18 protein-coding genes and 1 tRNA gene are annotated in these 23,282 nt (G+C 48.8%); 11 read left to right on the plus strand and 8 right to left on the minus strand.

Annotated features, from left to right (window positions below; translation table 11 throughout):
- The 11 genes from MARGE09_RS01360 (at nucleotide 1) to MARGE09_RS01410 (ending at nucleotide 16,305) form a co-directional block, all read left to right on the plus strand.
- Nucleotides 1-567 (plus strand): PilN domain-containing protein, encoded by a 567-nt coding sequence (locus MARGE09_RS01360; protein WP_236985575.1) that lies wholly within the window; start codon nucleotides 1-3, stop codon nucleotides 565-567.
- Between the two features lie 11 nt (nucleotides 568-578).
- Nucleotides 579-1,196 carry a type IV pilus inner membrane component PilO gene (locus MARGE09_RS01365; protein WP_236985576.1) on the plus strand — a complete coding sequence of 206 codons (618 nt, stop codon included), beginning with the start codon at nucleotides 579-581 and terminating at the stop codon, nucleotides 1,194-1,196.
- A 5-nt stretch (nucleotides 1,197-1,201) separates the two neighbouring features.
- Nucleotides 1,202-1,726, plus strand: coding sequence for a pilus assembly protein PilP (locus tag MARGE09_RS01370; protein WP_236985577.1), 525 nt, complete (start codon nucleotides 1,202-1,204; stop codon nucleotides 1,724-1,726).
- Nucleotides 1,727-1,731: 5 nt separating this feature from the next.
- On the plus strand, nucleotides 1,732-3,909 hold the full coding sequence (locus MARGE09_RS01375; protein WP_236985578.1) for a type IV pilus secretin PilQ: 2,178 nt from the start codon (nucleotides 1,732-1,734) through the stop codon (nucleotides 3,907-3,909).
- Complete coding sequence (locus MARGE09_RS01380; protein WP_236985579.1) at nucleotides 3,909-4,427, plus strand: shikimate kinase; 519 nt, start codon at nucleotides 3,909-3,911, stop codon at nucleotides 4,425-4,427. The genes MARGE09_RS01375 and MARGE09_RS01380 overlap by 1 nt, the downstream gene beginning before the upstream one ends.
- An 87-nt stretch (nucleotides 4,428-4,514) precedes the next feature.
- Complete coding sequence (gene aroB / locus MARGE09_RS01385; protein ID WP_236985580.1) at nucleotides 4,515-5,612, plus strand: 3-dehydroquinate synthase; 1,098 nt, start codon at nucleotides 4,515-4,517, stop codon at nucleotides 5,610-5,612.
- Between the two features lie 41 nt (nucleotides 5,613-5,653).
- Entirely contained in the window at nucleotides 5,654-7,162 is a 1,509-nt protein-coding gene (locus tag MARGE09_RS01390; protein ID WP_236985581.1) for an AAA family ATPase, read from the plus strand.
- A 429-nt stretch (nucleotides 7,163-7,591) separates the two neighbouring features.
- Nucleotides 7,592-12,040 (plus strand): glutamate synthase large subunit, encoded by a 4,449-nt coding sequence (gltB, locus tag MARGE09_RS01395; protein ID WP_236985582.1) that lies wholly within the window; start codon nucleotides 7,592-7,594, stop codon nucleotides 12,038-12,040.
- Between the two features lie 47 nt (nucleotides 12,041-12,087).
- Nucleotides 12,088-13,506 (plus strand): FAD-dependent oxidoreductase, encoded by a 1,419-nt coding sequence (locus MARGE09_RS01400; protein WP_236985583.1) that lies wholly within the window; start codon nucleotides 12,088-12,090, stop codon nucleotides 13,504-13,506.
- A 181-nt stretch (nucleotides 13,507-13,687) separates the two neighbouring features.
- Nucleotides 13,688-14,758, plus strand: coding sequence for a uroporphyrinogen decarboxylase (gene hemE / locus MARGE09_RS01405; protein ID WP_236985584.1), 1,071 nt, complete (start codon nucleotides 13,688-13,690; stop codon nucleotides 14,756-14,758).
- A gap of 161 nt (nucleotides 14,759-14,919) precedes the next feature.
- Nucleotides 14,920-16,305 (plus strand): cyclic di-GMP phosphodiesterase, encoded by a 1,386-nt coding sequence (locus MARGE09_RS01410; RefSeq protein ID WP_236985585.1) that lies wholly within the window; start codon nucleotides 14,920-14,922, stop codon nucleotides 16,303-16,305.
- A gap of 50 nt (nucleotides 16,306-16,355) precedes the next feature.
- Here the strand turns inward: MARGE09_RS01410 and ychF are convergent, their stop codons facing one another.
- From ychF to MARGE09_RS01450, 8 genes are all read right to left on the minus strand, one after another.
- Nucleotides 16,356-17,447 carry a redox-regulated ATPase YchF gene (gene ychF / locus MARGE09_RS01415; RefSeq protein WP_236985586.1) on the minus strand — a complete coding sequence of 364 codons (1,092 nt, stop codon included), beginning with the start codon at nucleotides 17,445-17,447 and terminating at the stop codon, nucleotides 16,356-16,358.
- Nucleotides 17,448-17,482: 35 nt separating this feature from the next.
- Nucleotides 17,483-18,067 (minus strand): aminoacyl-tRNA hydrolase, encoded by a 585-nt coding sequence (pth, locus tag MARGE09_RS01420; protein ID WP_236985587.1) that lies wholly within the window; start codon nucleotides 18,065-18,067, stop codon nucleotides 17,483-17,485.
- A gap of 20 nt (nucleotides 18,068-18,087) precedes the next feature.
- The gene (locus MARGE09_RS01425) at nucleotides 18,088-18,714 is read right to left on the minus strand and encodes a 50S ribosomal protein L25/general stress protein Ctc (RefSeq protein WP_236985588.1); all 627 of its coding nucleotides are present in this window, start codon (nucleotides 18,712-18,714) and stop codon (nucleotides 18,088-18,090) included.
- Nucleotides 18,715-18,834: 120 nt separating this feature from the next.
- Nucleotides 18,835-19,764, minus strand: a complete 930-nt coding sequence (locus MARGE09_RS01430) for a ribose-phosphate pyrophosphokinase (RefSeq protein ID WP_275068751.1) — start codon at nucleotides 19,762-19,764, stop codon at nucleotides 18,835-18,837.
- 82 nt (nucleotides 19,765-19,846) lie between these two features.
- Nucleotides 19,847-19,922 (minus strand) — tRNA-Gln (locus MARGE09_RS01435).
- The gene (gene ispE / locus MARGE09_RS01440) at nucleotides 19,901-20,767 is read right to left on the minus strand and encodes a 4-(cytidine 5'-diphospho)-2-C-methyl-D-erythritol kinase (protein ID WP_420828080.1); all 867 of its coding nucleotides are present in this window, start codon (nucleotides 20,765-20,767) and stop codon (nucleotides 19,901-19,903) included. The genes MARGE09_RS01435 and ispE overlap by 22 nt, the downstream gene beginning before the upstream one ends.
- Entirely contained in the window at nucleotides 20,767-21,372 is a 606-nt protein-coding gene (lolB, locus tag MARGE09_RS01445; RefSeq protein ID WP_236985590.1) for a lipoprotein insertase outer membrane protein LolB, read from the minus strand. The genes ispE and lolB overlap by 1 nt, the downstream gene beginning before the upstream one ends.
- 9 nt (nucleotides 21,373-21,381) lie before the next feature.
- Entirely contained in the window at nucleotides 21,382-23,145 is a 1,764-nt protein-coding gene (locus MARGE09_RS01450; RefSeq protein WP_236985591.1) for a tetratricopeptide repeat protein, read from the minus strand.
- Nucleotides 23,146-23,282: the final 137 nt, after the last annotated feature.

Raw genomic sequence — 23,282 nt, forward strand, 5'->3', positions numbered from 1 at the left:
ATGGCAAGAATTAACTTACTCAGTTGGCGCGAAGAGTACCGCCGCGAGAAAAAGCAAGAGTTTATATCACATACTGTTTTTGTCTGTATTTTGGCCGGTATAGCGGCATTTATCTGGATTAGCATGGTTAATGGCGCCATTGATAATCAAGAATACAGAAACAAGCTCCTTAAGGATGAGCTTGCAGTTTTAAATAAGCAGGTTAAGGAGATTCAAGAGCTTAAGCGAAAGCGTGAAGATTTGATTTCCCGTATGCGTGTGATTCAAGATCTTCAGGGAACGCGGCCTGTTATTGTGCGTTACTTTGACGAGTTTGTGCGTGCTATCCCTGATGGCGTATTTATTTTGTCAATGGTCAGAAAGGGGCGCGGCATTACCTTGGATGGCGTGGCAGAGTCCAATAGCCGAGTGGCCTCATTGATGCGTAACATTGATAACTCCACGTGGTTTTCTGAATCCAACCTTAAATCTGTGACGGCAGACCCTGCTTATGGTGAGCAGGCTGTGCGTTTTTCTGTAGTATTAAATACTGTTGTCCCTTCTGGCGAAGACAATAAAAATAAGTAGGGGGAGGGTGTATGGCAAATTTAAATGAGTTAGTTGAACAGCTCCAAGGTTTTGATGTTTCGGCGCTCGACTGGGAGCGGGTTGGCGTTTGGCCTTTGGGTGGCAGGATCTTTATTTGGGTTGCTGCGGTGGTGGTGATAATTGTAGGTACCTTCTTTGGGGTTGTTAAGGATAAGAATGCTCAATTGGAGTCTGCTGAGAGAAGTGAGGTTACTCTGAAGAAGGATTTTGAGGGGAAAGCGTTTGAGGCTGCCAACCTTGATAAGTACCGCAAGCAAATTGCAGAAATGGAAGATTCGTTTGAAGCGCTCAAAAAACAGCTGCCCGATGATACTGAGGTGCCTGATCTTGTTGATGATATCGATGAAAAAGGCACTCAAAGCCGATTAGTTATCGAGAGTGTGAAGTTGCAACCAGAGAAACCTGCTGAATTTTATATAGAATTACCCATCAATATTAAAGTGTCTGGCGGTTACCATGAATTTGGCGCATTTGTGAGCGGTATTGCGGGTATGCCGCGCATTGTGACACTGCATGATTTTTCCATAAAAAGAGATGGAGATAAAAACGGCTCAAACCTGAGTATGGATGTTGTCGCAAAAACATACCGCTACAAGGATCAGGAGTGATATTTATGTTAATTAGAAAAGTATTGCTACCGTCCATCGCGTTACTGTTATCGGGTTGTGTGTCTTCTAAAGATACTGCTGATTTAACCCGCTATATTGATGAGGTGAAAGCTAGGCCTGAGGGTTCAATTGAACCTCTGCCTCCAGTTCGAACGTTTGATCCTTTTATTTATGGCGCTACGGCGATGCGAAGCCCATTTGACGAGCCTGTGATTGTCACGACAATTGAGGGTACAAGAGACCCTGATGTAAAGCCTGACCCGCTAAGGGTTAAAGATTTTCTTGAGTCGTTTAACTTAGACTCGCTTGCCATGGTAGGCACTCTGGAACAAAATGGGGCCCTTTGGGCTCTGGTGAAAGATCCTACAGGGGGCATTCACCGGGTTACAGTAAATAACTATATTGGTAAAAACCACGGTAAGATTACTGCTGCCACGACTACTCAGCTCAATCTTGTAGAGATTGTCGGTGATGGTTTAGGTGGTTGGGTCCAACGTCCTAGAACAATAAAATTATCTGAGAAGGAATAACTGGCATGTTCACAAAATACCGAAAAATTGCTGGAGTTCTATCCGGTTTAATGATGACTCCACTTGCTTGGTCAAGTGAGCTTCAAGATGTCAAGTTTGCTGAGCTGCCAGGTGATCGCGTTGAAATCCGCTTGGTGTTTGATGAGGCGCCATCTAGCCCGCAAGGCTATACCATTGAGCAGCCTGCTCGCATCGTGCTGGACTTTGCTGATGTTGAAAACGCACTAGCGCAGAAAAAGTTTAATATGGATATGGGAAGCGTAAGTAGCGCTGTTGTGGTAGCTGGCGGCAACCGTACTCGGCTGATTGTTAATATGAACACCCTGGAGCCATACGCCACGCGAGTTGAAGGTACTGATCTTGTTATGGAAGTAGGTGGCTCTGCAAAAGCCTTGGCTGCGGTTGAGCCTCAGTCTACTGTTGCAACGGCAGCTTCGCCTGTATTGGCCAAGCCTAAGAATCGCTTCGATAAATCCGTTTCTGAAATTCAGAATATTGATTTTCGTCGTGGCGATGCTGGCGAGGGCAAAGTCATTGTTCAGCTCAGCAATCCAGGTGTAAGTATTGATGTTGAAGAGGTTGCCGGTGGTATTGAGGTTGGCTTCTTACAGACCGACTTGCCTGACGCGCTGCGCAGGAAGCTAGATGTCACTGATTTCGCAACGCCGGTGCAGATGATTGATGCAACTACTGGCAGCTTGCGTACAGTGTTAAAAATTGATGCCAATGGCGAATATGACTACTTGGCCTATCAAGCCGACAATGAATATGTTGTTAGTATTAAGCCGCTAACGAAGGCAGAGATAGAAGAGAAACGCGCTAAATTTGCTTATACAGGTGAAAAACTGTCGCTTAACTTCCAAAACATCGAAGTACGCTCTGTATTGCAGTTAATTGCTGATTTTACCGATCTAAACCTAGTGGCAAGTGACACTGTTAAAGGCAGCATTACTTTACGCTTAGATAACGTGCCTTGGGATCAGGCATTGGAGCTGGTGCTAAAAACTAAGGGCTTGGATAAGCGCCAGGTGGGTAATGTTTTGATGGTGGCTCCAGCGGCAGAAATTGCAGAGCGTGAGCGCCAAGAGCTGGCTACTCAGAAACAGTTAGAAGAGTTAGCGCCATTACGTACGGAGTATATTCGCGTACGCTACGCCAATGCTCGAGAATTATTCGAGTTGTTTATCCCAGAAGGTGGTCTTGGTGGGCAGTCCGGTAGTGGCGGTAATCAAAGAAACTCAACGGGCACTATTTTGTCTGATCGGGGGCATGCAATTGTTGATGAGCGTACTAACTCAATTATTTTGACGGATACTGAAGAGAAGATTAATGATTTTCGTCGAGTAATTGAGCAAATTGATGTGCCTATTAGGCAGGTTATGATTGAAGCTCGTATTGTAATTGCTAATAATAACTTCAGAAAAGAGTTAGGCTCGAGAATAAACTTTGCCTCCCAGAGTCGTTTCAAAAATGGACAAATAGGCTATAGCGGGAAAATGGATGAACTGTTTAATAACTCTAATGGTGAGGCGGGCACTGTTTATAGTTTGGGTGACAATGACCCTGATGATTATGGTGAGACAATAACTGATGTTGATTCAAGAGCTGTGGATCTAGGAGTTATTGAGTCCTTTGGCAATTTTACGATGGGAGTGGTATCTGGCGATGTATTGCTGGGACTTGAGATTTCAGCTCTTGAAGAAAGTGGGTTCGCTGAGATTGTGAGTCAACCTAAAGTAATCACCGGTGATAAGCAGCAAGCCTCGATTGAAAGCGGTACCGAAATCGCTTATCAAGAGGCTTCTGCAAGTGGGGCAACTACGGTTGCATTCAAAGAGGCAGTATTGAAGCTTGATGTTACTCCGCAAATTACGCCCGATGACAACATCATTATGGATCTTAAGATTAACCAAGATAATGTGGGTGAGCTGACCAATGCTGGTATTCCGACGATTGATGTGACTGAGCTAAATACGCAGGTATTGGTTGCTGATGGTCAAACGGTAGTGTTAGGTGGTATTTTCCAAAATAACGTTGTGACTGGGCAATCTAAAGTTCCTTTGCTGGGTGATATCCCCGTGCTTGGTCGTCTGTTCCGTAAAGATACCAAGAGCGAGGATAAGAAAGAGCTCATCATTTTTGTTACCCCCCGTATTATGTCGAGCACACTGACGAATAACTAATGAGTAAACATTCTAATATTGTTCTTGTCGGCCCCATGGGGGCCGGCAAATCTACCGTCGGGAGGCTATTAGCCTCCCGACTTGGTTTTAGCTTTGTCGATACTGATTCGGTAATTGAGGATAGAACAGGGGCTGATATCCCTTGGATTTTTGATGTGGAAGGTGAAGAGGGTTTTCGCGCTCGGGAGACGGCAGTATTGCGCGACTTGCTTGAAGAAAATGCCTCAATGGTTATTGCAACGGGGGGCGGCATAGTGACGCAACCAGAAAATATTGCGTTGCTGCGAAAGCTTGGGAGGGTGTTTTTTCTGCAGGCTTCTTTAGAGCAATTAACTGCAAGAACGAGCAAAGACAAAAAGCGCCCGCTGTTGCAAGTTAAAGACCCAAAAGCAAAAATTAAAGAGTTGCTCGAGTTGCGAGCTCCTTTGTACGAGGCCGCCGCTCACGCTAATATCATGACTGATGTGCGTGGCGCGAAGGGTGTTGTACATCAGATATGCGCCCAAATAGAGGCTTAGCTTGCCTTTGATGTGCTAAACGGCTTAGCATGCTCAGCGTTTTGATGGCCTGTATTTTGGGCCTTTTATGATTGCTGGGCCTAGACTATGACCGAACGTACACTGACTGTTAACCTGAAAGACCGCTCCTACCCCATTGTGATTGGCGAAAATGTACTGTCTTCGACTGCGCATTGGCAGTCGCTTGTTGGGAATCGCCAAGTGATGATTGTTTCGAATGAAACGCTTGGCGAGATCATTTTGCCTACTTTGCTGAAGACGCTTGAAGCTTTGGATGCCCCTCCGCAAAAACTGCAATCGGTGTTATTGCCCGATGGCGAGAAATTTAAAAACCTGGAAACACTCAATAAAGTTTTTGATGCTTTGCTAGAGCAGCGCTTTGATCGGCGTTGCTTGATTGTTGCTTTGGGTGGCGGTGTGGTTGGCGATATGGCTGGCTTTGCTGCTGCTTGTTATCAGCGGGGGGTTGAATTCATTCAGGTGCCTACAACGCTGCTTTCTCAGGTTGATTCTTCTGTGGGCGGTAAGACTGGCGTTAACCACTCATTGGGCAAAAATATGATAGGCGCGTTCTATCAGCCCAAGGCTGTTCTTATTGATATTAACGTCTTGCAGTCTTTGCCTGAGCGAGAGCTATCTGCAGGTTTGGCGGAAGTTATCAAGTATGGCCTTATTGCTGATATTGCGTTTTTAGGCTGGCTCGAGGACAACATGGAAACTTTATTGGCCCGTGAGCCAGAGGCCTTGGCCTACGCTATTTATCGCAGTTGTGAAATCAAGGCGGAAGTTGTCGCGCAGGACGAGCGTGAGGGCGGCATTAGGGCGATTTTGAACCTTGGTCATACGTATGGACATGCGATAGAAAATGTACAAGGTTATGGCGCATGGCTTCATGGTGAGGCTGTTGGCGCGGGCATGGCAATGGCTTGCGAGCTATCCTGCCTCCAAGGTTGGATTAGCCAAGCTGATTATGATAGATCTCTAAGCCTTATAGCTAAAGCGAAGCTACCTATTTTGCCGCCAGAATCTATGTCAAAGAGCGATTTTGTCTCGGGCATGTCGGTGGACAAAAAGGTGCTGGATGGCCAGTTGCGTTTGGTGTTGCTCAAACAGTTGGGGCAGGCTGTGGTAACCTCCGACTTTGATGCCGATATTTTAGATAAACAGTTAAGTGCGCTCGGTTAATATGAATTTAATTTGCACCTGTACATTAAGGAGACCACATCATGTCTAGCGCAGTTGAGGCGCCGATGCCTTTTGTTGGAGGGGCAAGTTTTGTTAATCCGCCGACATGGCAAGGTGTCATGAGGCAGTTATTGCATTTGGCACAATTCTCCGGTGGTTTACAGGTTGTTGATGGTCAAGCGGGTTCAGGGAAAACAGTGTTTGCTCATCGAATGGCCGCCAGCTTGCCTGAAGATGTTAGTTGTGGCGTATTGGCCTTGCCTGCAGGGCTGCCTACTTCTCAGGTCTTTGATTGTTTGCTTACCTCCTTGGGTGTTGACGTCAAAGATGGTCAAAGTGTAGGGCAATCTATTATTGCTTTGCGCCACTATGATTCTGAGCTGAAGCGCGAGCAGTCACGCAAAATTCTAATCATCGATGATGCGCATAATTTTGATGACCAAGCCCTTGCGGCTTTGGCGAGTGTATTTCAAGGCGGAGTCGATACCGAAGTGGGCTTGGCTTTGGTGTTTATTGGTGAGCCTGGCACGGCGCAAAGACTTGATGCGCTTAACCTTGTTGATGTAGAGGTTCGCGACTGTGTTTTGCCGGCCTTGTCACTCACGGATGCTACAGAGTTACTGTCTGAAGAGTTTGCGGGTACGCATGCCGAGCAACCCTTCCCGTTTGATGATGATTTAGTATGCGCCTTATGGAATGAATCCTCTGGCAGGCCTGGGGAGCTTCTGCGCCTAGCGCAAGCGGCTTGGCAAGAGGCGGCTGCCGCTAAAGCAGAAGCTTGGTGGAGCAAGCTGCCTATTTGGCATGTGTTGGCTTTAATTGCATTAATTGCAGCGCTGGCTTGGGGGTTTTTATCTCAGGGCGCGAAAGAGCGTCCATTGGCTCCGATTCAGGATGCGCCAGTAGTTGAAGCCTCATTGGCCGCTGAGGCTAATTCATCTTCGTCTGTGGCAAAATTAGACGCTGCTGCAATTGCTCAGGTACCCCCGGTTGAAAAGGTGAGTGCTGCCGAAGTAAACACTACTTCTGAAATGGAAGAGGCTAAATCCTCATCGAGTCGCGCGACTAGCGTGACCGAACATGCGGTGCCAATTAGCGTAGATGTTTCGGCCAGTGAAGGGCGTGTACAGGCGGCGCCTAAGCCTGTCAGAACGGCAAGTGAGCCCCAAGTGGCTGTACAGCCAAAAGTTGCTAAGACGGTTAAACCCAGTCGCCCTAAGCCTGAAATAGAAGGTTTGACTGAGGATGAATCAGAGTTAATGGCTATGGCGCCAACAGGCTATGTTTTGCAAGTGTCAGCGGCTAAGTCGTTGCCAGCATTAGAAGAGTTTGTCAATGGTCAGCGTAATCGATCATCTTTGCGTATATACCGCTCTTTGCGCTCAGGTAAAAGCTGGTTTGTTGTTGTTGAGGGTTACTACGCAGATAAAGACTCAGCATTGGCGGCAATGAGTAATTTGCCCAGCGGGCAATTAAAAGCGGGGCCCTGGCCAAAAAGTATGGCTGCGGTTCGGCTAGAGATAGCAGCATATAAACAGCAATCGCCCTAATTGAGGGCAATAGCACCAAGCAGTTCGTCAGTTAAGGTGCGCTGATCTTGCCAATTTGAGTCTTAACCGTTAACATTCAGCGCCCATTTATCAGGCAAGCCCCTTTCTTTAGGGGCTTTTTTGTCTCTGGCAGCAAAAATGTTGCATTTGAGGCTGCCATTCGCCATATGGAATATTGGCGCGAAAGTCGCATAGCTCAGCCTCTCTAGTGAGGTGGTGATAGATGTGCGATGAATAATCGTTCGCACAATTGCAAACATGAAAGGGTATCAGTGACTGACAATCGGGGCTGTTACTGCGGTGAGCTTAAGTATCGAAGAGTCGATGCGACACTTGCCGGTTAAACCCACTGCCGATGCCGCGTTAGTGCACAGTTTTGACTGGCGATCCGGCTCGATGTATTAACAACTTAGTGAAGTGAACCTGCTTATGAATACTGGCCTGTACCGGTTAGATGAGTTTAAAGACAATTGTGGTTTTGGTTTGATTGCCCACCTGAAGGGCCAAGCTAGCCATAAGTTGTTGCTGACCGCCATTGAATCGTTGACCTGCATGACTCACCGTGGTGGTATTGCTGCCGACGGAAAAACAGGCGATGGCTGCGGTCTATTAATCAAGAAGCCAGACAGTTTTTTGCGTACGGTTGCAAAAGCAGATGCTAATTTTGAATTAAGCGCGCTGTATGGTGTTGGCGCATTCATGATTGCGAAAGATGCAACCCGCTCTAGTGCTGCTAAGCAAGTGATTGTGGCTGAATTGGCGCGCGAAGGCTTAAGTGATGTCGCGTGGCGGAAACTGCCAACTAACTCAGACTGCTTGGGTCCTATTGCAAAAGAAAGTGAGCCAGACTTCTTTCACCTTTTTGTTAATACAACAGAAACCGATGAGCAGGCTTTTAACGCTAAGCTGTTTCTTGTGCGCCGTCGTATAGAAAAAGCCTTGGCTCAAGATGCTGACTTTTATGTCTCTAGTTTGAGCAGCGCGGTTGTATCGTTCAAAGGCCTCATGATGCCTGTTGATCTGCCTAAGTACTTTATCGACTTGGGTGATGAACGGATGGAAACGGCTATCTGCGTTTTTCACCAGCGCTTTTCAACTAATACATTGCCACGCTGGCCATTGGCGCAGCCGTTTCGCATGTTGGCTCACAATGGTGAAATCAATACCATTGTTGGCAACCGCAACTGGGCATTGGCGCGAACACCAAAATTCCAAAATGATTTACTGCCTAACCTTGATGAAGTTGCGCCCTTGGTTAACCGCACCGGCTCTGACTCTTCAAGCTTAGATAACATGCTTGAAGTGCTACTGACTGGCGGCATGGAGTTGCACCGCGCAGTAAGAATGCTTGTGCCACCGGCTTGGCAAAATGTCGAGACGATGGATCAAGACCTTAAAGCGTTTTACGAATACAACTCAATGCATATCGAGCCTTGGGATGGCCCTGCTGGATTAGTGGTCACTGATGGCCGCTACGCGGTATGTACGCTTGACCGTAACGGTTTGCGCCCCTCGCGCTGGGTGATTACTAAAGATGATTTAATCACGGTAGCGTCTGAGGTTGGTGTTTATGATTACGCGCCGGAAGATGTTGTTGCTAAAGGTCGTTTAGGGCCGGGGCAAATGCTTTCTGTTGATACGCAAACTGGTGAGCTTTTCCATACCGAGGATATCGATAAGCAGCTAAAAAGCAGCAAGCCTTATCGCAAGTGGTTAAACGAGCAAGCAACGCGTATTGAGTCGAGCTTAGCGCGCGATAAAGCGGAAGATAGCTTATCGGATGAGCAAGTCAAAACCTACATGAAGATGAACCAAGTTACCTTTGAAGAGTGTGACTTGGTGTTGCGCCCGCTGGCCGAAGGTGGCCAAGAAGCGGTAGGCTCAATGGGGGACGATACTCCAATGGCCGTACTGTCACAGCACCAGCGCTCTTTGTATGACTACTTCCGGCAGCAATTTGCTCAGGTAACCAACCCGCCGATAGACCCGCTACGCGAAGCGATAGTGATGTCTTTGGAAACTTGCCTGGGACGTGAGCTGAGCGTATTTGATGAGACTGAGGCCCATGCTCAGCGCATTATTCTAAGTAGCCCCGTCTTGTCTCCTGATAAATTCAGGGTTTTAGCTGATGTTGATAGCAAAAAGTACCCGCTAAAATCTTATAGCTTGCACTATGATGCTGACAAAACTGACCTTAAATCTGCACTTGTAAAATTAGTGGATGATGTCGTTGCCGGTGTTAAAGCTGGGCAAGCGATCATTGTGCTAAGCGATGCGGGCTTAAAAGAAGGGCTGGTGCCTATTCATGCTTTATTAGCTACAGGTGCAGTCCACCAGCGGTTAACTAACGAGGGGTTGCGCTGTGATGCCAATATCGTGGTTGAAACGGCAACCGCACGCGATTCGCATCATATCGCGACGCTTATCGGTTATGGCGCAACCGCTGTATACCCTTACTTGAGCTATTACATCATTAATAGCCTAATTGAATCGGGCGACTTATTAACCGATGTTGATACTGCGTATAAAAATTACCGCAAAGGTATCAATAAAGGTTTGTTGAAAATCCTATCGAAAATGGGGATTTCAACCATCGCGTCTTATCGCGGTGCGCAACTGTTCGAAGCGATTGGCCTGAGTAGCGAAGTTGTGTCTTTGTGCTTCGATAGCACGCCAAGCCGTATTGAAGGCGCTAGCTTTGAAGACTTAGAGGTCGATCAAAAGATTTTGTCTAAGCTAGCGTGGAAAGCGCGTAAGCCTATTAACCATGGCGGCATTCTTAAGTACGTACATGGCCATGAATACCACGCTTACAACCCTGATGTGGTTCAGGCGTTACATGCCGCAGTACAAACGGGTGAGTATTCAGCATGGCGCGATTACGCCAAGTTAATTAACGAGCGCCCTGTTGCGACGCTGCGTGACTTACTGGCTATCCGCAAAGATATCGAGCCTGTACCTCTTGAAGAGGTCGAACCCGTAGAGAACCTGTTCAAGTGTTTCGATTCGGCAGGTATGTCGCTAGGTGCATTATCGCCAGAGGCCCACGAAGCTTTGGCCGAAGCAATGAACACCCTCGGCGGGCGCTCTAACAGCGGGGAAGGTGGCGAAGATCCAGTTCGTTACGGCTCGATCAAAGTCTCTAAAATTAAGCAGGTTGCATCGGGTCGCTTTGGCGTTACCCCTGCCTACTTAAGCAATGCCGAAGTATTGCAGATCAAGGTTGCCCAAGGCGCTAAGCCTGGTGAGGGTGGCCAGCTTCCTGGCGGCAAAGTGAACGAATTAATTGCGCGTTTACGTTATTCGGTACCTGGTGTTACCTTGATATCGCCGCCGCCGCACCACGACATCTATTCGATCGAAGACTTAGCCCAGCTAATTTACGACCTTAAGCAGGTTAACCCGGGTGCACTTGTTTCTGTTAAGTTGGTATCGCGACCGGGTGTCGGTACGATTGCTGCGGGTGTTGCAAAAGCATACGCCGATTTAATTACCATCTCTGGCTATGATGGTGGTACTGCAGCGAGCCCGCTGACCTCTATTTTACATGCAGGCTCTCCTTGGGAGCTTGGCTTGTCTGAAACGCATCAAACGCTTTGTGCGAACGATTTGCGTGACAAAGTGCGTGTACAAACTGATGGTGGCCTTAAAACCGGCCTTGATGTGGTTAAGGCGGCAATCTTGGGTGCTGAAAGCTTTGGCTTTGGTACTGCGCCGATGGTGGCGCTGGGTTGTAAGTACCTCCGTATTTGCCACTTAAATAACTGTGCGACGGGTGTTGCTACACAGCAAGATAAGCTGCGCAAAGACCATTACATCGGTACCGTAGAAATGGTGATGAATTTCTTCCGCTTTGTGGCCGAAGAAACCCGCGAGTGGATGGCGAAATTGGGTGTGCGTTCGCTTACCGAGTTGATCGGCCGAGTTGACCTGTTAGAGGTTATTGAAGGTACCACTTCTAAGCACTCGAAATTAGATTTAGCGCCAATTATCTACACTGACGACTTCATTAAGAGCAAGCCAAAATCCTGTCAAGTCGAGCGCAACACGCCTTATGATGAAGGGAAAAAGGCTGAATTAATGGTGGCGAAAGTGTTGCCAGCAATTGAGGCAAAAACCGGTGGTGAGTTCGACTTTACCATTACCAACTGTGACCGCTCTATAGGTGCGCGCTTAAGTGGTGAAATCGCTAAGCGTTATGGCAACTTGGGTATGGATAGCGCACCGATTAAGTTGAACTTAAAAGGTATTGCTGGCCAGAGCTTTGGTGTTTGGAATGCCGGCGGCTTAGAGATGCGCCTTGAAGGTGATGCCAACGATTACGTGGGTAAAGGCATGGCTGGCGGCAAGCTGGTTATTCGCCCGCCGGAAGGCTCTAGCTTCGCTACGCAGGACACCAGCATTGTCGGCAACACGTGTTTGTACGGTGCTACTGGCGGTAAGTTATTTGCTGCTGGTGGGGCGGGTGAGCGCTTCGGTGTACGTAATTCTGGTGCCTTTGCCGTTGTCGAGGGCGCTGGGGATCACTGCTGTGAATATATGACGGGCGGCGTGATTACTGTGCTCGGTAAAACCGGCCTTAACTTTGGTGCGGGTATGACCGGCGGTTTTGCTTACGTATTGGATGAAGACAATACTTTTGTTGATCGCTATAACCATGAGTTGGTTGACATCGTTCGCGTTAATACCGAGTCGCTTGAGGCGCATCGAAACCACCTTCGTGGTGTTATCAATGAATTTGTTGCTGAAACTCAAAGTGAATGGGGTCAGCATATCCTAGACCGGTTTGACTATATGGTTGGGCGCTTTTGGCTTGTTAAGCCTAAGGCTGCTAGCTTGCAAGGTTTGCTGACCAGTCTGGGTTCGCGCGGAGAATAATCAGCCAGTGCCCAGCATGCTGGGCCGTAGCTATTTGAGATATCGTTATGGGTAAGCGTTTAAATAACAATTTTCAATTTTTAGATGTGGGACGACAAGACCCTGCTAAAAAAGCCATTGACGTCCGCAAAGCGGAATTTGTTGAGATTTATCAGCCGTTCAATGAAGAAGAGGTTCAAGATCAATCGCACCGCTGCTTAGAGTGCGGCAACCCCTATTGTGAATGGAAGTGCCCTGTGCATAACTTCATTCCCAATTGGCTTAAGTTGATTTCTGAGGGCAATATCACCGAGGCCGCGGAGCTTTCTCATCAGACCAACTCTTTGCCCGAAGTATGCGGGCGAGTTTGCCCACAAGATCGCTTATGCGAGGGTGCTTGCACGCTGAATGATGGTTTTGGTGCGGTAACAATTGGTAATGCTGAAAAGTATATTACCGATACAGCTTTTGCGATGGGCTGGCGCCCAGATATGTCTAAAGTTGTTTGGACTGACAAAAAAGTCGCGGTGATTGGTGCAGGGCCTGCGGGGTTGGGTTGCGCTGATGTTTTGGTTCGCAATGGTGTCAAACCTGTTGTGTTCGACAAGTACCCAGAAATTGGTGGGCTTTTAACTTTCGGCATTCCTGAATTTAAGCTCGAAAAATCGGTAATGACTCGCCGTCGCGAAATCTTCCAAGATATGGGAGTTGAATTTCGCTTGAATACCGAAGTCGGCACTGACATTACCATGGAGCAACTACTTGAAGAGTACGATGCTGTCTTCATGGGGATGGGAACTTACACCTATATGAAAGGTGGATTTCCTGGTGAAGATTTACCGGGTGTACATGATGCGTTGCCGTTTTTGGTCTCAAATGTTAATCGCAACCTCGGCTTCGAGAAGGATCCTGCAGATTTCATCAGTGTAAAAGGTCAACGCGTGGTAGTTCTTGGTGGTGGCGATACCGCAATGGACTGTAACCGCACGTCTATCCGTCAAGGTGCTGCAAGCGTGACATGCGCCTACAGACGGGACCAAGAAAACATGCCTGGTTCGCGCCGTGAGGTGCAAAATGCTGGCGAAGAAGGGGTTGAATTCTTATTTAATCGCCAGCCAGTGGGTATTGTTGGTGATGGCAAAGTCGAAGGTGTAAAAGTGGTTACAACGCAGTTGGGTGAGCCCGATGAGCGTGGCCGCCGTAGGCCAGAGCCTATTGCTGGCAGTGAGGAAATCCTGCCCGCTGATGTAGTGCTGATCGCCTTTGGTTTCCGCCCTAGCCCTGAGCCTTGGTTCGAGACAAACGGTGTGAAACTAACGGATTGGCAAACAGTAATTGCACCAGAGAAGCAAGAGTTTAAGTTTCAAACCACAAATCCTAAGGTGTTTGCTGGTGGTGATATGGTGCGTGGTTCAGACTTGGTGGTTACTGCCATTTGGGAAGGTCGCGAAGCCGCTGAGGGCATCTTAGATTATTTGGATGTTTAGCGTTGGCTGCCATCAAAAATATTAAAAACCGGCGTTTGCCGGTTTTTTTTGGCCCTAACTTCGCTTTTATATCGAAACAACCTTTATAAAACGACGGGGCAGTTGTATAACGAGCGACTATCTTTTAAGTGCGTAGTGGTAGATGCGTACCGAACAAATCAATAAAGAATAAGGTTTTGGAATGTCTGAATTAAAGAATGATCGTTTTTTGCGTGCATTGATGCGGGAACCTGTAGATGCAACGCCTGTGTGGATGATGCGACAAGCTGGCCGTTATTTGCCTGAGTATCGTGCTTCGCGGGCCAAAGCTGGCAGCTTTATGGACTTATGCATGAATCCTGAGCTTGCATGTGAAGTCACTATGCAGCCTCTTGAACGCTACCCGCTGGATGCTGCAATCTTGTTTTCCGATATTCTTACCATTCCAGATGCAATGGGGTTAGGCTTATATTTTGAAACGGGTGAAGGGCCAAAATTCAAAAAAACAGTGACGACAGCCGCGGATGTGGATGCATTACCTATTGTTAATACCTTGCAGGATCTGCCCTATGTGCCCAATGCGGTACGCACAATTCGCAAGGAGCTAAACGGTAGAGTACCGTTGATTGGCTTTTCTGGTAGCCCTTGGACGCTGGCTACTTATATGGTGGAAGGTGGCTCTAGTAAAGATTTTCGCAAGGCAAAGGCTTTGGCATACAACGACCCAGGCTTGATGCATGCTTTACTTGATAAGCTTGCAATTTCGGTCACCGAATATCTTAACGAGCAAATTAAAGCGGGCGCGCAAGCGGTGCAAATTTTCGATTCCTGGGGCGGCGCTTTGGCTCATGATGCTTACCGTGAGTTTTCGCTAAAGCCAATGCAAAAAATAGTCGATGGTTTGATCCGTGAATACGATGGCCGCAAGGTGCCGGTGATTATGTTTACCAAGGGCGGCGGGCAGTCGTTAGAGGCTATGGCGGATACAGGTCCAGATGCCTTAGGTCTAGATTGGACTACGCCGATTTCTGACGCTAGGCGTCGAGTAGGTGATAAAGTGGCTTTGCAAGGCAATATGGATCCATCTATTTTATACGCAAAGCCTGAGCGTATTCGTCAGGAAGTGGCCAAAATCTTGGCCGATTACGGTCATGGCAGTGGGCATGTCTTTAACCTTGGGCACGGCATTACGCCTGAGGTTGACCCCGCGAATGCAGGTGCCTTTATTGAGTGCGTGCACGAGTTATCTTTTCAGTATCATGATGATAAGTAACTCACATGCTGATTTGTGTCATCTAGTGACAAAAATAATAGATATTGATTAAAAAACGTTCATTGGGTTATTATCAACACCTGCTGGCGGGCCTATAATCGAACGGATGTTATGGTCTGCGTATGCATAAGTGAAATTATATTGTTGTTGAGGATAAGCCTGTGGGCGTTAAACAAATTAAGATAGATGTCGGTGAAGTGACAATAGGCATGTTTGTGTCGGGATTGGATCGCCCGTGGACGCAAACGCCTTTTCCTTTGCAGGGCTTCTATGTTCGTGATCTGGACGAGATCAATCTACTCAAGTCGCATTGCCATCACATCTACATTGATGTACTAAAGGGCGCGCGACCGGTTAAGGCAGGGCTTAAAACCCTAAGCGCGACCGCGCGTGCGAGTAATAAGCCGGCCGTTAAGGCGAGTGCCACCGATAGGGTTACTATGCCTGCGCTGAAGACAAGAGCTAATGTGTACCCCGTGAGCACCACTTTGCGCACTGAAATGGCGGGTGCTAGAGAGCTTCATCGTGAGGTGTACAGCGCGGTGGCGCAAATCGTTGAGCAGCTGAATGGCGGTGATGCCGCAGGCGCTATTTTGGATACAAAGCGCGCCGCGAGCGCAATGGTTGGTAGTGTATTGCGCTGCCCTGATGCTTTTACTTGGTTAACCCGCGTTAAGCAGAAGGATGAGCACACCTATAGTCACGCTGTGCGCTCGGCTGTATGGGGTATTCTGCTTGGGCGCCATATGGGGTTGTCTAAGGGGGATCTAGAAGTATTGGCGATGGGGCTTTTGCTAAAAGATGTGGGCAAAACGCGATTAAGTAATGAGCTGTTAGCCATGAAAGAGCGTTCCCTTTCTGAGCAGGCTGAGTACGAGCGCTTTATTCCGCTTGGTGTTGAGATTTTAGAGCAAGTTCCGGATGTTTCTCCGCGAGCTATATCGGTGGTTAAAACGCATCAAGAGCGCATCAATGGGTCTGGCTTTCCGGCGCATTTGCGGGGCGAAAAAATACCCTTGTTGGGTAGAGTTGCAGCTGTTGTGACCTTTTATGATGAGGTGACCAACCCTCGTGGCGAGAAGTACCCGCTTTCGCCCTCTAGGGCTGTGGCACAATTGTACGATGGCCGCGACAGTCTTTTTCAGGGGGATCTCGTTGTTGAGTTTATTCGAGCTATTGGCTTGTATCCAACGGGTACGCTCGTTGAGTTGAATACCGGTGAGGTGGCTGTGGTGGTCGAGCAGAACTTCGAGCGCCGCCTGAAGCCTCACGTGATGGTGGTGATGGATCCGTATAAACGCGAGCTTAGTGAGCCTGTCTACTTGGATATGGCTGGTGACGATAAGCAAAAGCAGGTCAAAATTGATGCTGGCAAGCTTACCTCTACAGAGGTTGAGTGGATCGAAATTGCGCAGGATCTCGAGCCTGGTGCTTATGATGTGGATGTGCTGAGAATATGTGATGAGTATATTCAGCGCACGGCAGAGGCAAAAGGTTTGTTTGGTTTTTTAAAGAGTAAGCGTTTGGCAGGTATGTTTGGTGTTTAGATCTTGCTGGTGACGTGAAAAGGGCGCCTAAGTTGGCGCCCTTTTTTGTGCTAAACGTTAAATCGAAAGTGGATTATATCGCCGTCGGCAACGATGTAATCCTTGCCTTCGAGGCGCCACTTGCCGGCTTCTTTTGCGCCGGCTTCGCCTTTGTGTGCGATAAAATCGTCGTAGCCTACAATCTCTGCTCGTATAAAGCCTTTTTCAAAGTCCGTGTGAATCTTGCCAGCAGCTTGCGGTGCGCTTGCGCCAACAGGGATGGTCCATGCTCGAACCTCTTTTACGCCTGCCGTAAAGTAGGTTTGCAGGTCGAGCAGTTCGTAGCCTGCGCGAATGACGCGGTTTAGGCCGGGTTCTTCCATGCCTAGGTCTTCTAGGAACTCCGCAACTTCGTCAGCTTCTAGTTCAGCAATTTCTGCTTCTAGCTTATTGCAAATCGGAACCACAGCGGCGTTCTCTTCTGCCGCAATCGCTCTCACTTTATCGAGGTGTGGGTTATTTTCAAAACCATCTTCTTGTACGTTGGCAATGTACATGGTGGGTTTTAGGGTGAGCAGGCTCATGCTTTTTAAGTCTTTCAGCTCGTCTGTGCTCAGTGTCATTGCCCGAAGTGGAAGCGCTTCATTGAGGTGGGGCAAAAGCTTTTCCAGTAGCGCTTTCATTTTCATTGCGTTCTTGTCTTGCCCTTTGGCAAGCTTTGCGTAACGTTGAATGCCCTTTTCTACGCTTTCTAGGTCTGATAAAGCAAGTTCGGTGTTAATGGTGTTGATGTCGCTTTCTGGGTTGATTGCGCCATCTACATGAATGACGTTTTCATCGTCAAAGCAGCGCACAACGTGAGCAATTGCGTCGGTTTCTCTGATGTTGGCTAGGAACTGATTGCCAAGCCCTTCGCCCTTGGAGGCTCCCGCGACCAGGCCTGCAATATCAACAAATTCCATGGTGGTTGGGATTTGTTTTTCAGGATTTACTAATGCCGATATGGCGTCTTGTCTGGGGTCGGGGACGGGGACAATGCCTGAGTTGGGTTCGATTGTGCAGAATGGGAAGTTCTCAGCGGCGATGCCGGATTTGGTGAGCGCATTAAAAAGAGTCGATTTTCCAACGTTGGGTAGGCCAACGATGCCGCATTTAAAACCCATGGTGAGATCCTATAAGGCTTGGTGGTTGAAGGTTGTTAGGCTTGGGTGTGCAGGTTTTTCATTGCACGATTCCATTGGCCAGAAATTATATCGTCGGTAACGGCGAGTGCATTTTTAATGGATGCTTCGGTTAGCTCGAACTCAGCTTTTGGAGCTTTCTTGAGCACAAAGTCGGCCACTTGTTTTGCGTTGCCTGGGTGGCCAATGCCAAGTCTTAGGCGAGCAAAGTTTTTGTTGTTGCCTTGTGCGCTAATAATATCGCGCAGGCCGTTGTGCCCACCATGGCCGCCGCCGATTTTTAAGCGCGCTACGCCGGGTGCCAAATCGAGCTCGTCGTGGGCGACAAGAATAGCTTCGGTGGGGATTTTGTAAAACTGGCTGATGGCGCTAACGGCTTGACCGCTACGATTCATATAGGTTGTTGGTATCAGCAGGCGAACATCGTGTCCATTCACGCTAATGCGTGCGCTGTGGCCAAAAAATTTCGGTGTATTTGCAAGGTTGCCGTTGTGCTGCTGGCAGAGCTCGCTCACAAAGTCTTCGCCCGCGTTGTGGCGAGTATTTTGATATTGTGGGCCCGGGTTGCCGAGGCCCACAATGAGCTGAACGGGTGTATTCACTGTGGTCAGCTCTGCGAAGCTTATGCTTCTTCGGTGGTTTCTTCTGCGTCGTCGCTGCTACCTTTAGGTTTGCTGATTGAAGCAACGGGTAGGTCGTGATCGGCGCCGTGGCTTAATGCAACAGATGTTACGCCAGCAGGCAGTTTAATGTCTGAGATGTGTACGGTATCGCCTACGTCAACATCGGCTAAGTCCACTTCGATGAACTCAGGTAGTGCGCTTGGCAAGCAAGAAATTTCGAGCTCAGTCATTGTGTGGTTCACAATGCCGCCGCCTTGTTTAACGCCTTTGCTAGTCGCTTCGTTGATGAAGTGAAGAGGGGCGTTGATCGTGATTTTGCTGTTTTCTGACACGCGAAGGAGATCGGCGTGGAGAACAACAGCTTTTGCTGGGTGGCGTTGCAAGTCTTTCAAAATCACTGTTTCTTCGGCGCCATCAATTTTTAAGGTGATAACGTGCGAATAAAAGGCTTCGTGCTCAAGGTGCTTAACAAGCTCTTTGTGCTCGAGGGTGATGTTTTGTGGGGCTTTGTCGCCGCCGTATACGATAGCGGGTAGCAAACCCTGTTCGCGACGCAGGCGGCGGCTCGCACCTTTCCCTGAGTCTTCGCGAACAGATGCGATAAGAGTAAAGTCTTCAGTAGACATGGGTGTATCCTCAAAATTAAAGTGGTGCGCCGCGACCTGCGCACTACGACTAAAAAAGGTCGCCAATATTGACGACCGCTGTGTTGTGATGCTCTTTAAGTGAATACTTTCAGTAATCGCTTAGCGGAACATCGCGCTTAAAGATTCCTCGTTGCTAATTCTACGCATGGCTTCAGCTAGCATGGGGGCAAGCGTCAGCTGGCGTACTTTAGCGGTTTCAATCACGCCGTCGTCTAGCGGGATTGAGTCGGTAACGACAAGCTCGTCTAGGGCGGACTGGCTAATGCGCTGGGCGGCGGGGCCCGACAATATCGGGTGTGTGCAATAGGCAATAACTTTGCGTGCACCGTGGGTCTTGAGTGCTGCTGCTGCGTTGCAGAGCGTGCCTGCAGTGTCGACCATGTCGTCAACTAATAAGCAGGTGCGGTCTTCGACCTCGCCGATGATATTCATGACTTCTGCTACATTGGCTTTTGGTCGACGTTTATCAATAATGGCCAGATCAACACCGAGTTCTTTCGCGACTGCGCGGGCTCGAACTACGCCGCCGATATCGGGCGATACAATAGTGAGGTGCTCGAAGTTTTGTTGCTCGATGTCGCTTAATAAAACAGATGATCCGTAGACGTTATCTACGGGGACATCGAAAAAGCCTTGAATCTGCTCTGAGTGCAAGTCAACTGTGAGTACGCGATCTACGCCGGCGGTGGCCATCATGTCGGCAACAATGCGTGCACTAATAGGTACGCGCGCAGAGCGAACTCGGCGGTCTTGGCGGGCGTAGCCAAAATAGGGGATCACGGCAGTGATGCGACCTGCTGATGCACGGTGTAGTGCGTCCACCATGAACAGAAGTTCCATGATGTTATCGTTGGTGGGTACGCAGGTTGACTGTACGATAAAAACGTCGCGACCGCGTACGTTTTCGTTGATTTCTACGGAAATTTCGCCGTCTGAGAATTGTGAGACGGTGGCGTCGCCAAGGGGGATGCCCAGTTGGTCGACAAGCTTCTTGGCAAGCGCTGGATTTGCATTGCCGGTAAAAACCATTAAATCAGGCACGTGAGTCACCTTGTAAACCTAGTGTGGAACGAATGACTAATGAGAGTTTGCGGCAGGAAGCTTTGGAAGATGGCTGGGGTGGCAGGACTCGAACCTGCGAATGGCAGGATCAAAACCTGCTGCCTTAGCCACTTGGCGACACCCCAGTAACACTATCTAATCTCGAAAGGGCGGTGTGTAGCGGTGATCTGTTTACACCCTTGGCCACAAAGCCTTCCAGATGTTCAGGTCTGTTAGCAAAAACCGATTTCGCTTGCGCTTCAGAATCAAAGCTTGCAAAGATGCATGCTCCTGTTCCTGTAAGCTTAGCTGGCGAAAAAAAGTTAAGCCAATCAACCGCTTCCTTCACTTGTGGATAACGCTCCAAGACTACGTCTTGGCAATCGTTTTTACCGCCCCCCTCAAGGAAGGCCGCTACTTTAATGATGGGCGTGTCTCTTGTCAATTTTTTTTGCGAAAAAATTTCAGCGGTTGATATGTGAGCATGTGGGCGAATGACAAGGTACCACTTGGCGGCTAAATCAACGGGCGAAATCACATCGCCAATACCTTCGGCCCAAGCGCTATTGCCCAGTACAAAAACTGGCACATCGGCGCCAAGTTGCACGCCAAGCTTGGCAAGGCTTGGCAAGTCGAGCTTTGTTTGCCATAAGCGGTTCAGGGCTAGTAGCGTTGTGGCGGCATTAGAGCTGCCACCGCCAATGCCCCCTCCCATCGGGAGTCGTTTTTGAAGTTCAATATTGGCGCCTAGGTTAATGCCTGTGGCGTGGCGCAATAGCTCGGCAGCCCGCACAATCAAATTGTCGGCAGTGCTCACGCCTGGAATTTCTGGGGTGAGAACAATTTTGGCGTCAGGCCGAGGGCTAAAGGCCAAAGTATCACCGTAATCTAGCAACTGAAAAACGGTTTGCAATTGGTGGTAGCCGTCTTGCCGTTGACCATTAATATGCAGGAATAAATTGAGTTTTGCGGGGCTGGGCAGTGTAAGCACTATTTTCGCTCCCACTGCTTGATGATAATCAGCACGCTTAACCCTTGCCTTGAGGCAATGAGTTTGTGGGGGAGTGATAGCTCGCCATATTGTTGGTGGCGGCTCAATTGAATATCCCACCCTTGCTGAGTAAGTGCGCTGTACGCGCCTTCTGGCGTCGTGGTGACTTTGTCGATAATGGCTGCTGGTGCCGGCTGCCCCTTAATCCAATATTGCAGTTCGTTAATTGGTGCTTGCCAACCTACAGTTTGTTGTAAAAGTTGCTCGGGTGTGGGTGCCCATTGTATGGGATGTTCAGGTGACTCAAGCGTCACGCCTTTTGAGGTGCGCCTAAGCCAGCTAGAGCCATAACCAAAAGGCCCAAAAAAATTAATCGCGTAGTTGTCTTTAAATTGCTGCCATTCAAAAGATGCGCTGTGAGGTTGGTCATCAACGGTGATTTTTATTTTCCCTAATGCTTTCCAGCGGTTGAACTGATTAAGCTTTGCTGTGTGCGCCTTTGCCGCTTTTAGGTTGTTGCCGGTAATTGGTGTGCTACTTGGGGTAAAGGATTGGCAGCCGCTTAACAGTAAAGCAAGTAGTGAGAGGTGCAGGAGTTTACGCATGGCGTTGCCTTATGAATTCACGTCGTCGAGAAGCTGGAAGCGCTTGAGACGCTCCATAATGAAGCGGCTGTTGGGCTGTAGTTGCAGGCCTTGCTTCCAAACCGCCAATGCCTCTTCTTGTTGCCCCTCTACCCATAAGACCTCGCCCAAATGAGCGGCAATTTCGTCGTTGGGCATAAGCTTGAGCGCTTGCCGCAAGTGTGTAATGGCCGAGCGATTCTGGCCTTGCCGGTAAAGCGCCCAGCCTAGGCTATCAATGGCTGCCGCGTTGTTGGGGTTTATGGCTAAGGCGCGCTCAATATAAGAGATGGCTTCAGGCAAGCGAATATTGGCGTCGGCAAGAATGTAGCCGAGTGAGTTGAGCGCATCGGCATTATTCGGGTCTATAGCGATAACCGTGAGAAGGTCGCGCTCAGCATCTTCAAGCCGGTTTAATGTTGTTAAAAACATGGCCCGGTTAAATAGCAGTGTTTGCGAGCGAGGAAAGCGGGTGATGCCTTCGTCAAATGCGCGCTCGGCTTGTTGCTGGTTGCCAATGTGACGGTAGTGGTCGGCCAGTAACAGGCTTAGGCCCTCTTGGAACTCTGCTTGCGCAGATAGCTGGTGGCCAGCAATTAGCTGTAATGCGAGGTCTTGCTGCTCGGTTTTATGCATCAAGTCAACTGCGCGGGCTAGAGCGGGCAAAAATTCTTTGCTGGGTTTTACTTGGCTGTAGTAACGAATCGCATCGTGCGGTGATTCTTGTTGTTGTGCAATTTTGCCTAGGTAGTAGTTGGCTGTGGCCTCTTGTGCGGCGGCGTGTTCTAGCGGTAAAAAGTGTTTCTTGGCTTGCTCTAGGTCTTCTTGCTGATAATAGGTAAGTGCAAGTGCGAGCTGAATATTGCCATCGCCAGGCGATTGCTTGAGTAGCTCTTCAAATTGAATAGCTGCCTCGGCGAGATTCGTTTGTGTGAGGTTGCGGGCGTACTGAAGGCGCAGGCGTTGGTTGTCAGGGAATAGCGCCACTATTTGCGCGAGCCGTAATTGTGCTGCGTTAGCGTCTTTTTTACCGAGTATTCTAAGTTCTTGTAGGTAGGCTTGCTCGTAATCGCTTTTGAGGATTTGTGCCTGCAGGGCGTTGCCCATGGCGCTGTCGAGTATATCGAGTTTGTAGTCTAAAAAGCTTACCGCCAATGTGAGCTCAGCGTCTTTATGGTGGTTGGCCAGTAATGCATTGTAGAGCTTTAACAGTGTTTTTACGGTATCGTCGCTGGCGTTGCTGCTGGTTGCTTTTACCGCAAGAGCATCTAAACCATGCGGGAAGTGTTGATGGCTAATAAGGTATTTGCCATGCTCAAATGCTTCGAAGTACCTGCCTGCATCAGACAGCGAAGCCATAGCCATGTACCTAGCTTGTGCATTTTCGGGGGCAAGTGAAGCCCATTGAGTGGCCATTTGCTGCGTGGCTACGGGGTCTTGCATAAAATTCGCGAGGTGAGCTGCGCGCTCGGTGATGCCGGCATCTTGGGTTTCGATGGCCTGGGTGACATAGTTGTTGAGCATTATGTCGAGCCTGTCTCGGCTACCAGCAAGCTCGGCTACCATTAAAGAATAAAGTGTTTCGGTATCGAAGGGTTTGGCCGGTAGCTCAGTAATAACGAGGGGCTTGGGCGCTTCTTGTGTTACCGGCAGGTTGCTGGCACAGCCGCTTAATAGCAGAACCATTGTGGCGCAAATGGTGTTGCACAAAAAGCGTTGTTTGGGGCTGGCTGGATGTTGTTGGCGTAATTTCATGGACAGTCAAATCGCTTAGGAATTGGCATTGTATCGAGGCCGCGAGCGGCTTGCATACTAGTTGGTTGAATAAATGTTATTTGGTTCCAGCTGATGGGCTGTTTCGTGCTGCGTGTTGTTAAGGTATAGCTGTTAAA

The organism is Marinagarivorans cellulosilyticus (genome assembly GCF_021655555.1).
Classification (GTDB): Bacteria; Pseudomonadota; Gammaproteobacteria; order Pseudomonadales; family Cellvibrionaceae; genus Marinagarivorans; species Marinagarivorans cellulosilyticus.

Coding starts and splice junctions, on each gene's coding strand:
- MARGE09_RS01375 (WP_236985578.1), top strand. CDS start 1,732: ATGTTCACAAAATACCGAAAAATTGCTGGAGTTCTATCCGGTTTAATG.
- MARGE09_RS01390 (WP_236985581.1), top strand. CDS start 5,654: ATGTCTAGCGCAGTTGAGGCGCCGATGCCTTTTGTTGGAGGGGCAAGT.
- ychF (WP_236985586.1), bottom strand. CDS start 17,447: ATGGGTTTTAAATGCGGCATCGTTGGCCTACCCAACGTTGGAAAATCG.
- aroB (WP_236985580.1), top strand. CDS start 4,515: ATGACCGAACGTACACTGACTGTTAACCTGAAAGACCGCTCCTACCCC.
- lolB (WP_236985590.1), bottom strand. CDS start 21,372: ATGCGTAAACTCCTGCACCTCTCACTACTTGCTTTACTGTTAAGCGGC.
- MARGE09_RS01425 (WP_236985588.1), bottom strand. CDS start 18,714: ATGTCTACTGAAGACTTTACTCTTATCGCATCTGTTCGCGAAGACTCA.
- MARGE09_RS01360 (WP_236985575.1), top strand. CDS start 1: ATGGCAAGAATTAACTTACTCAGTTGGCGCGAAGAGTACCGCCGCGAG.
- MARGE09_RS01430 (WP_275068751.1), bottom strand. CDS start 19,764: ATGGTTTTTACCGGCAATGCAAATCCAGCGCTTGCCAAGAAGCTTGTC.
- MARGE09_RS01370 (WP_236985577.1), top strand. CDS start 1,202: ATGTTAATTAGAAAAGTATTGCTACCGTCCATCGCGTTACTGTTATCG.
- MARGE09_RS01450 (WP_236985591.1), bottom strand. CDS start 23,145: ATGAAATTACGCCAACAACATCCAGCCAGCCCCAAACAACGCTTTTTG.
- MARGE09_RS01400 (WP_236985583.1), top strand. CDS start 12,088: ATGGGTAAGCGTTTAAATAACAATTTTCAATTTTTAGATGTGGGACGA.
- MARGE09_RS01365 (WP_236985576.1), top strand. CDS start 579: ATGGCAAATTTAAATGAGTTAGTTGAACAGCTCCAAGGTTTTGATGTT.
- hemE (WP_236985584.1), top strand. CDS start 13,688: ATGTCTGAATTAAAGAATGATCGTTTTTTGCGTGCATTGATGCGGGAA.
- gltB (WP_236985582.1), top strand. CDS start 7,592: ATGAATACTGGCCTGTACCGGTTAGATGAGTTTAAAGACAATTGTGGT.
- MARGE09_RS01380 (WP_236985579.1), top strand. CDS start 3,909: ATGAGTAAACATTCTAATATTGTTCTTGTCGGCCCCATGGGGGCCGGC.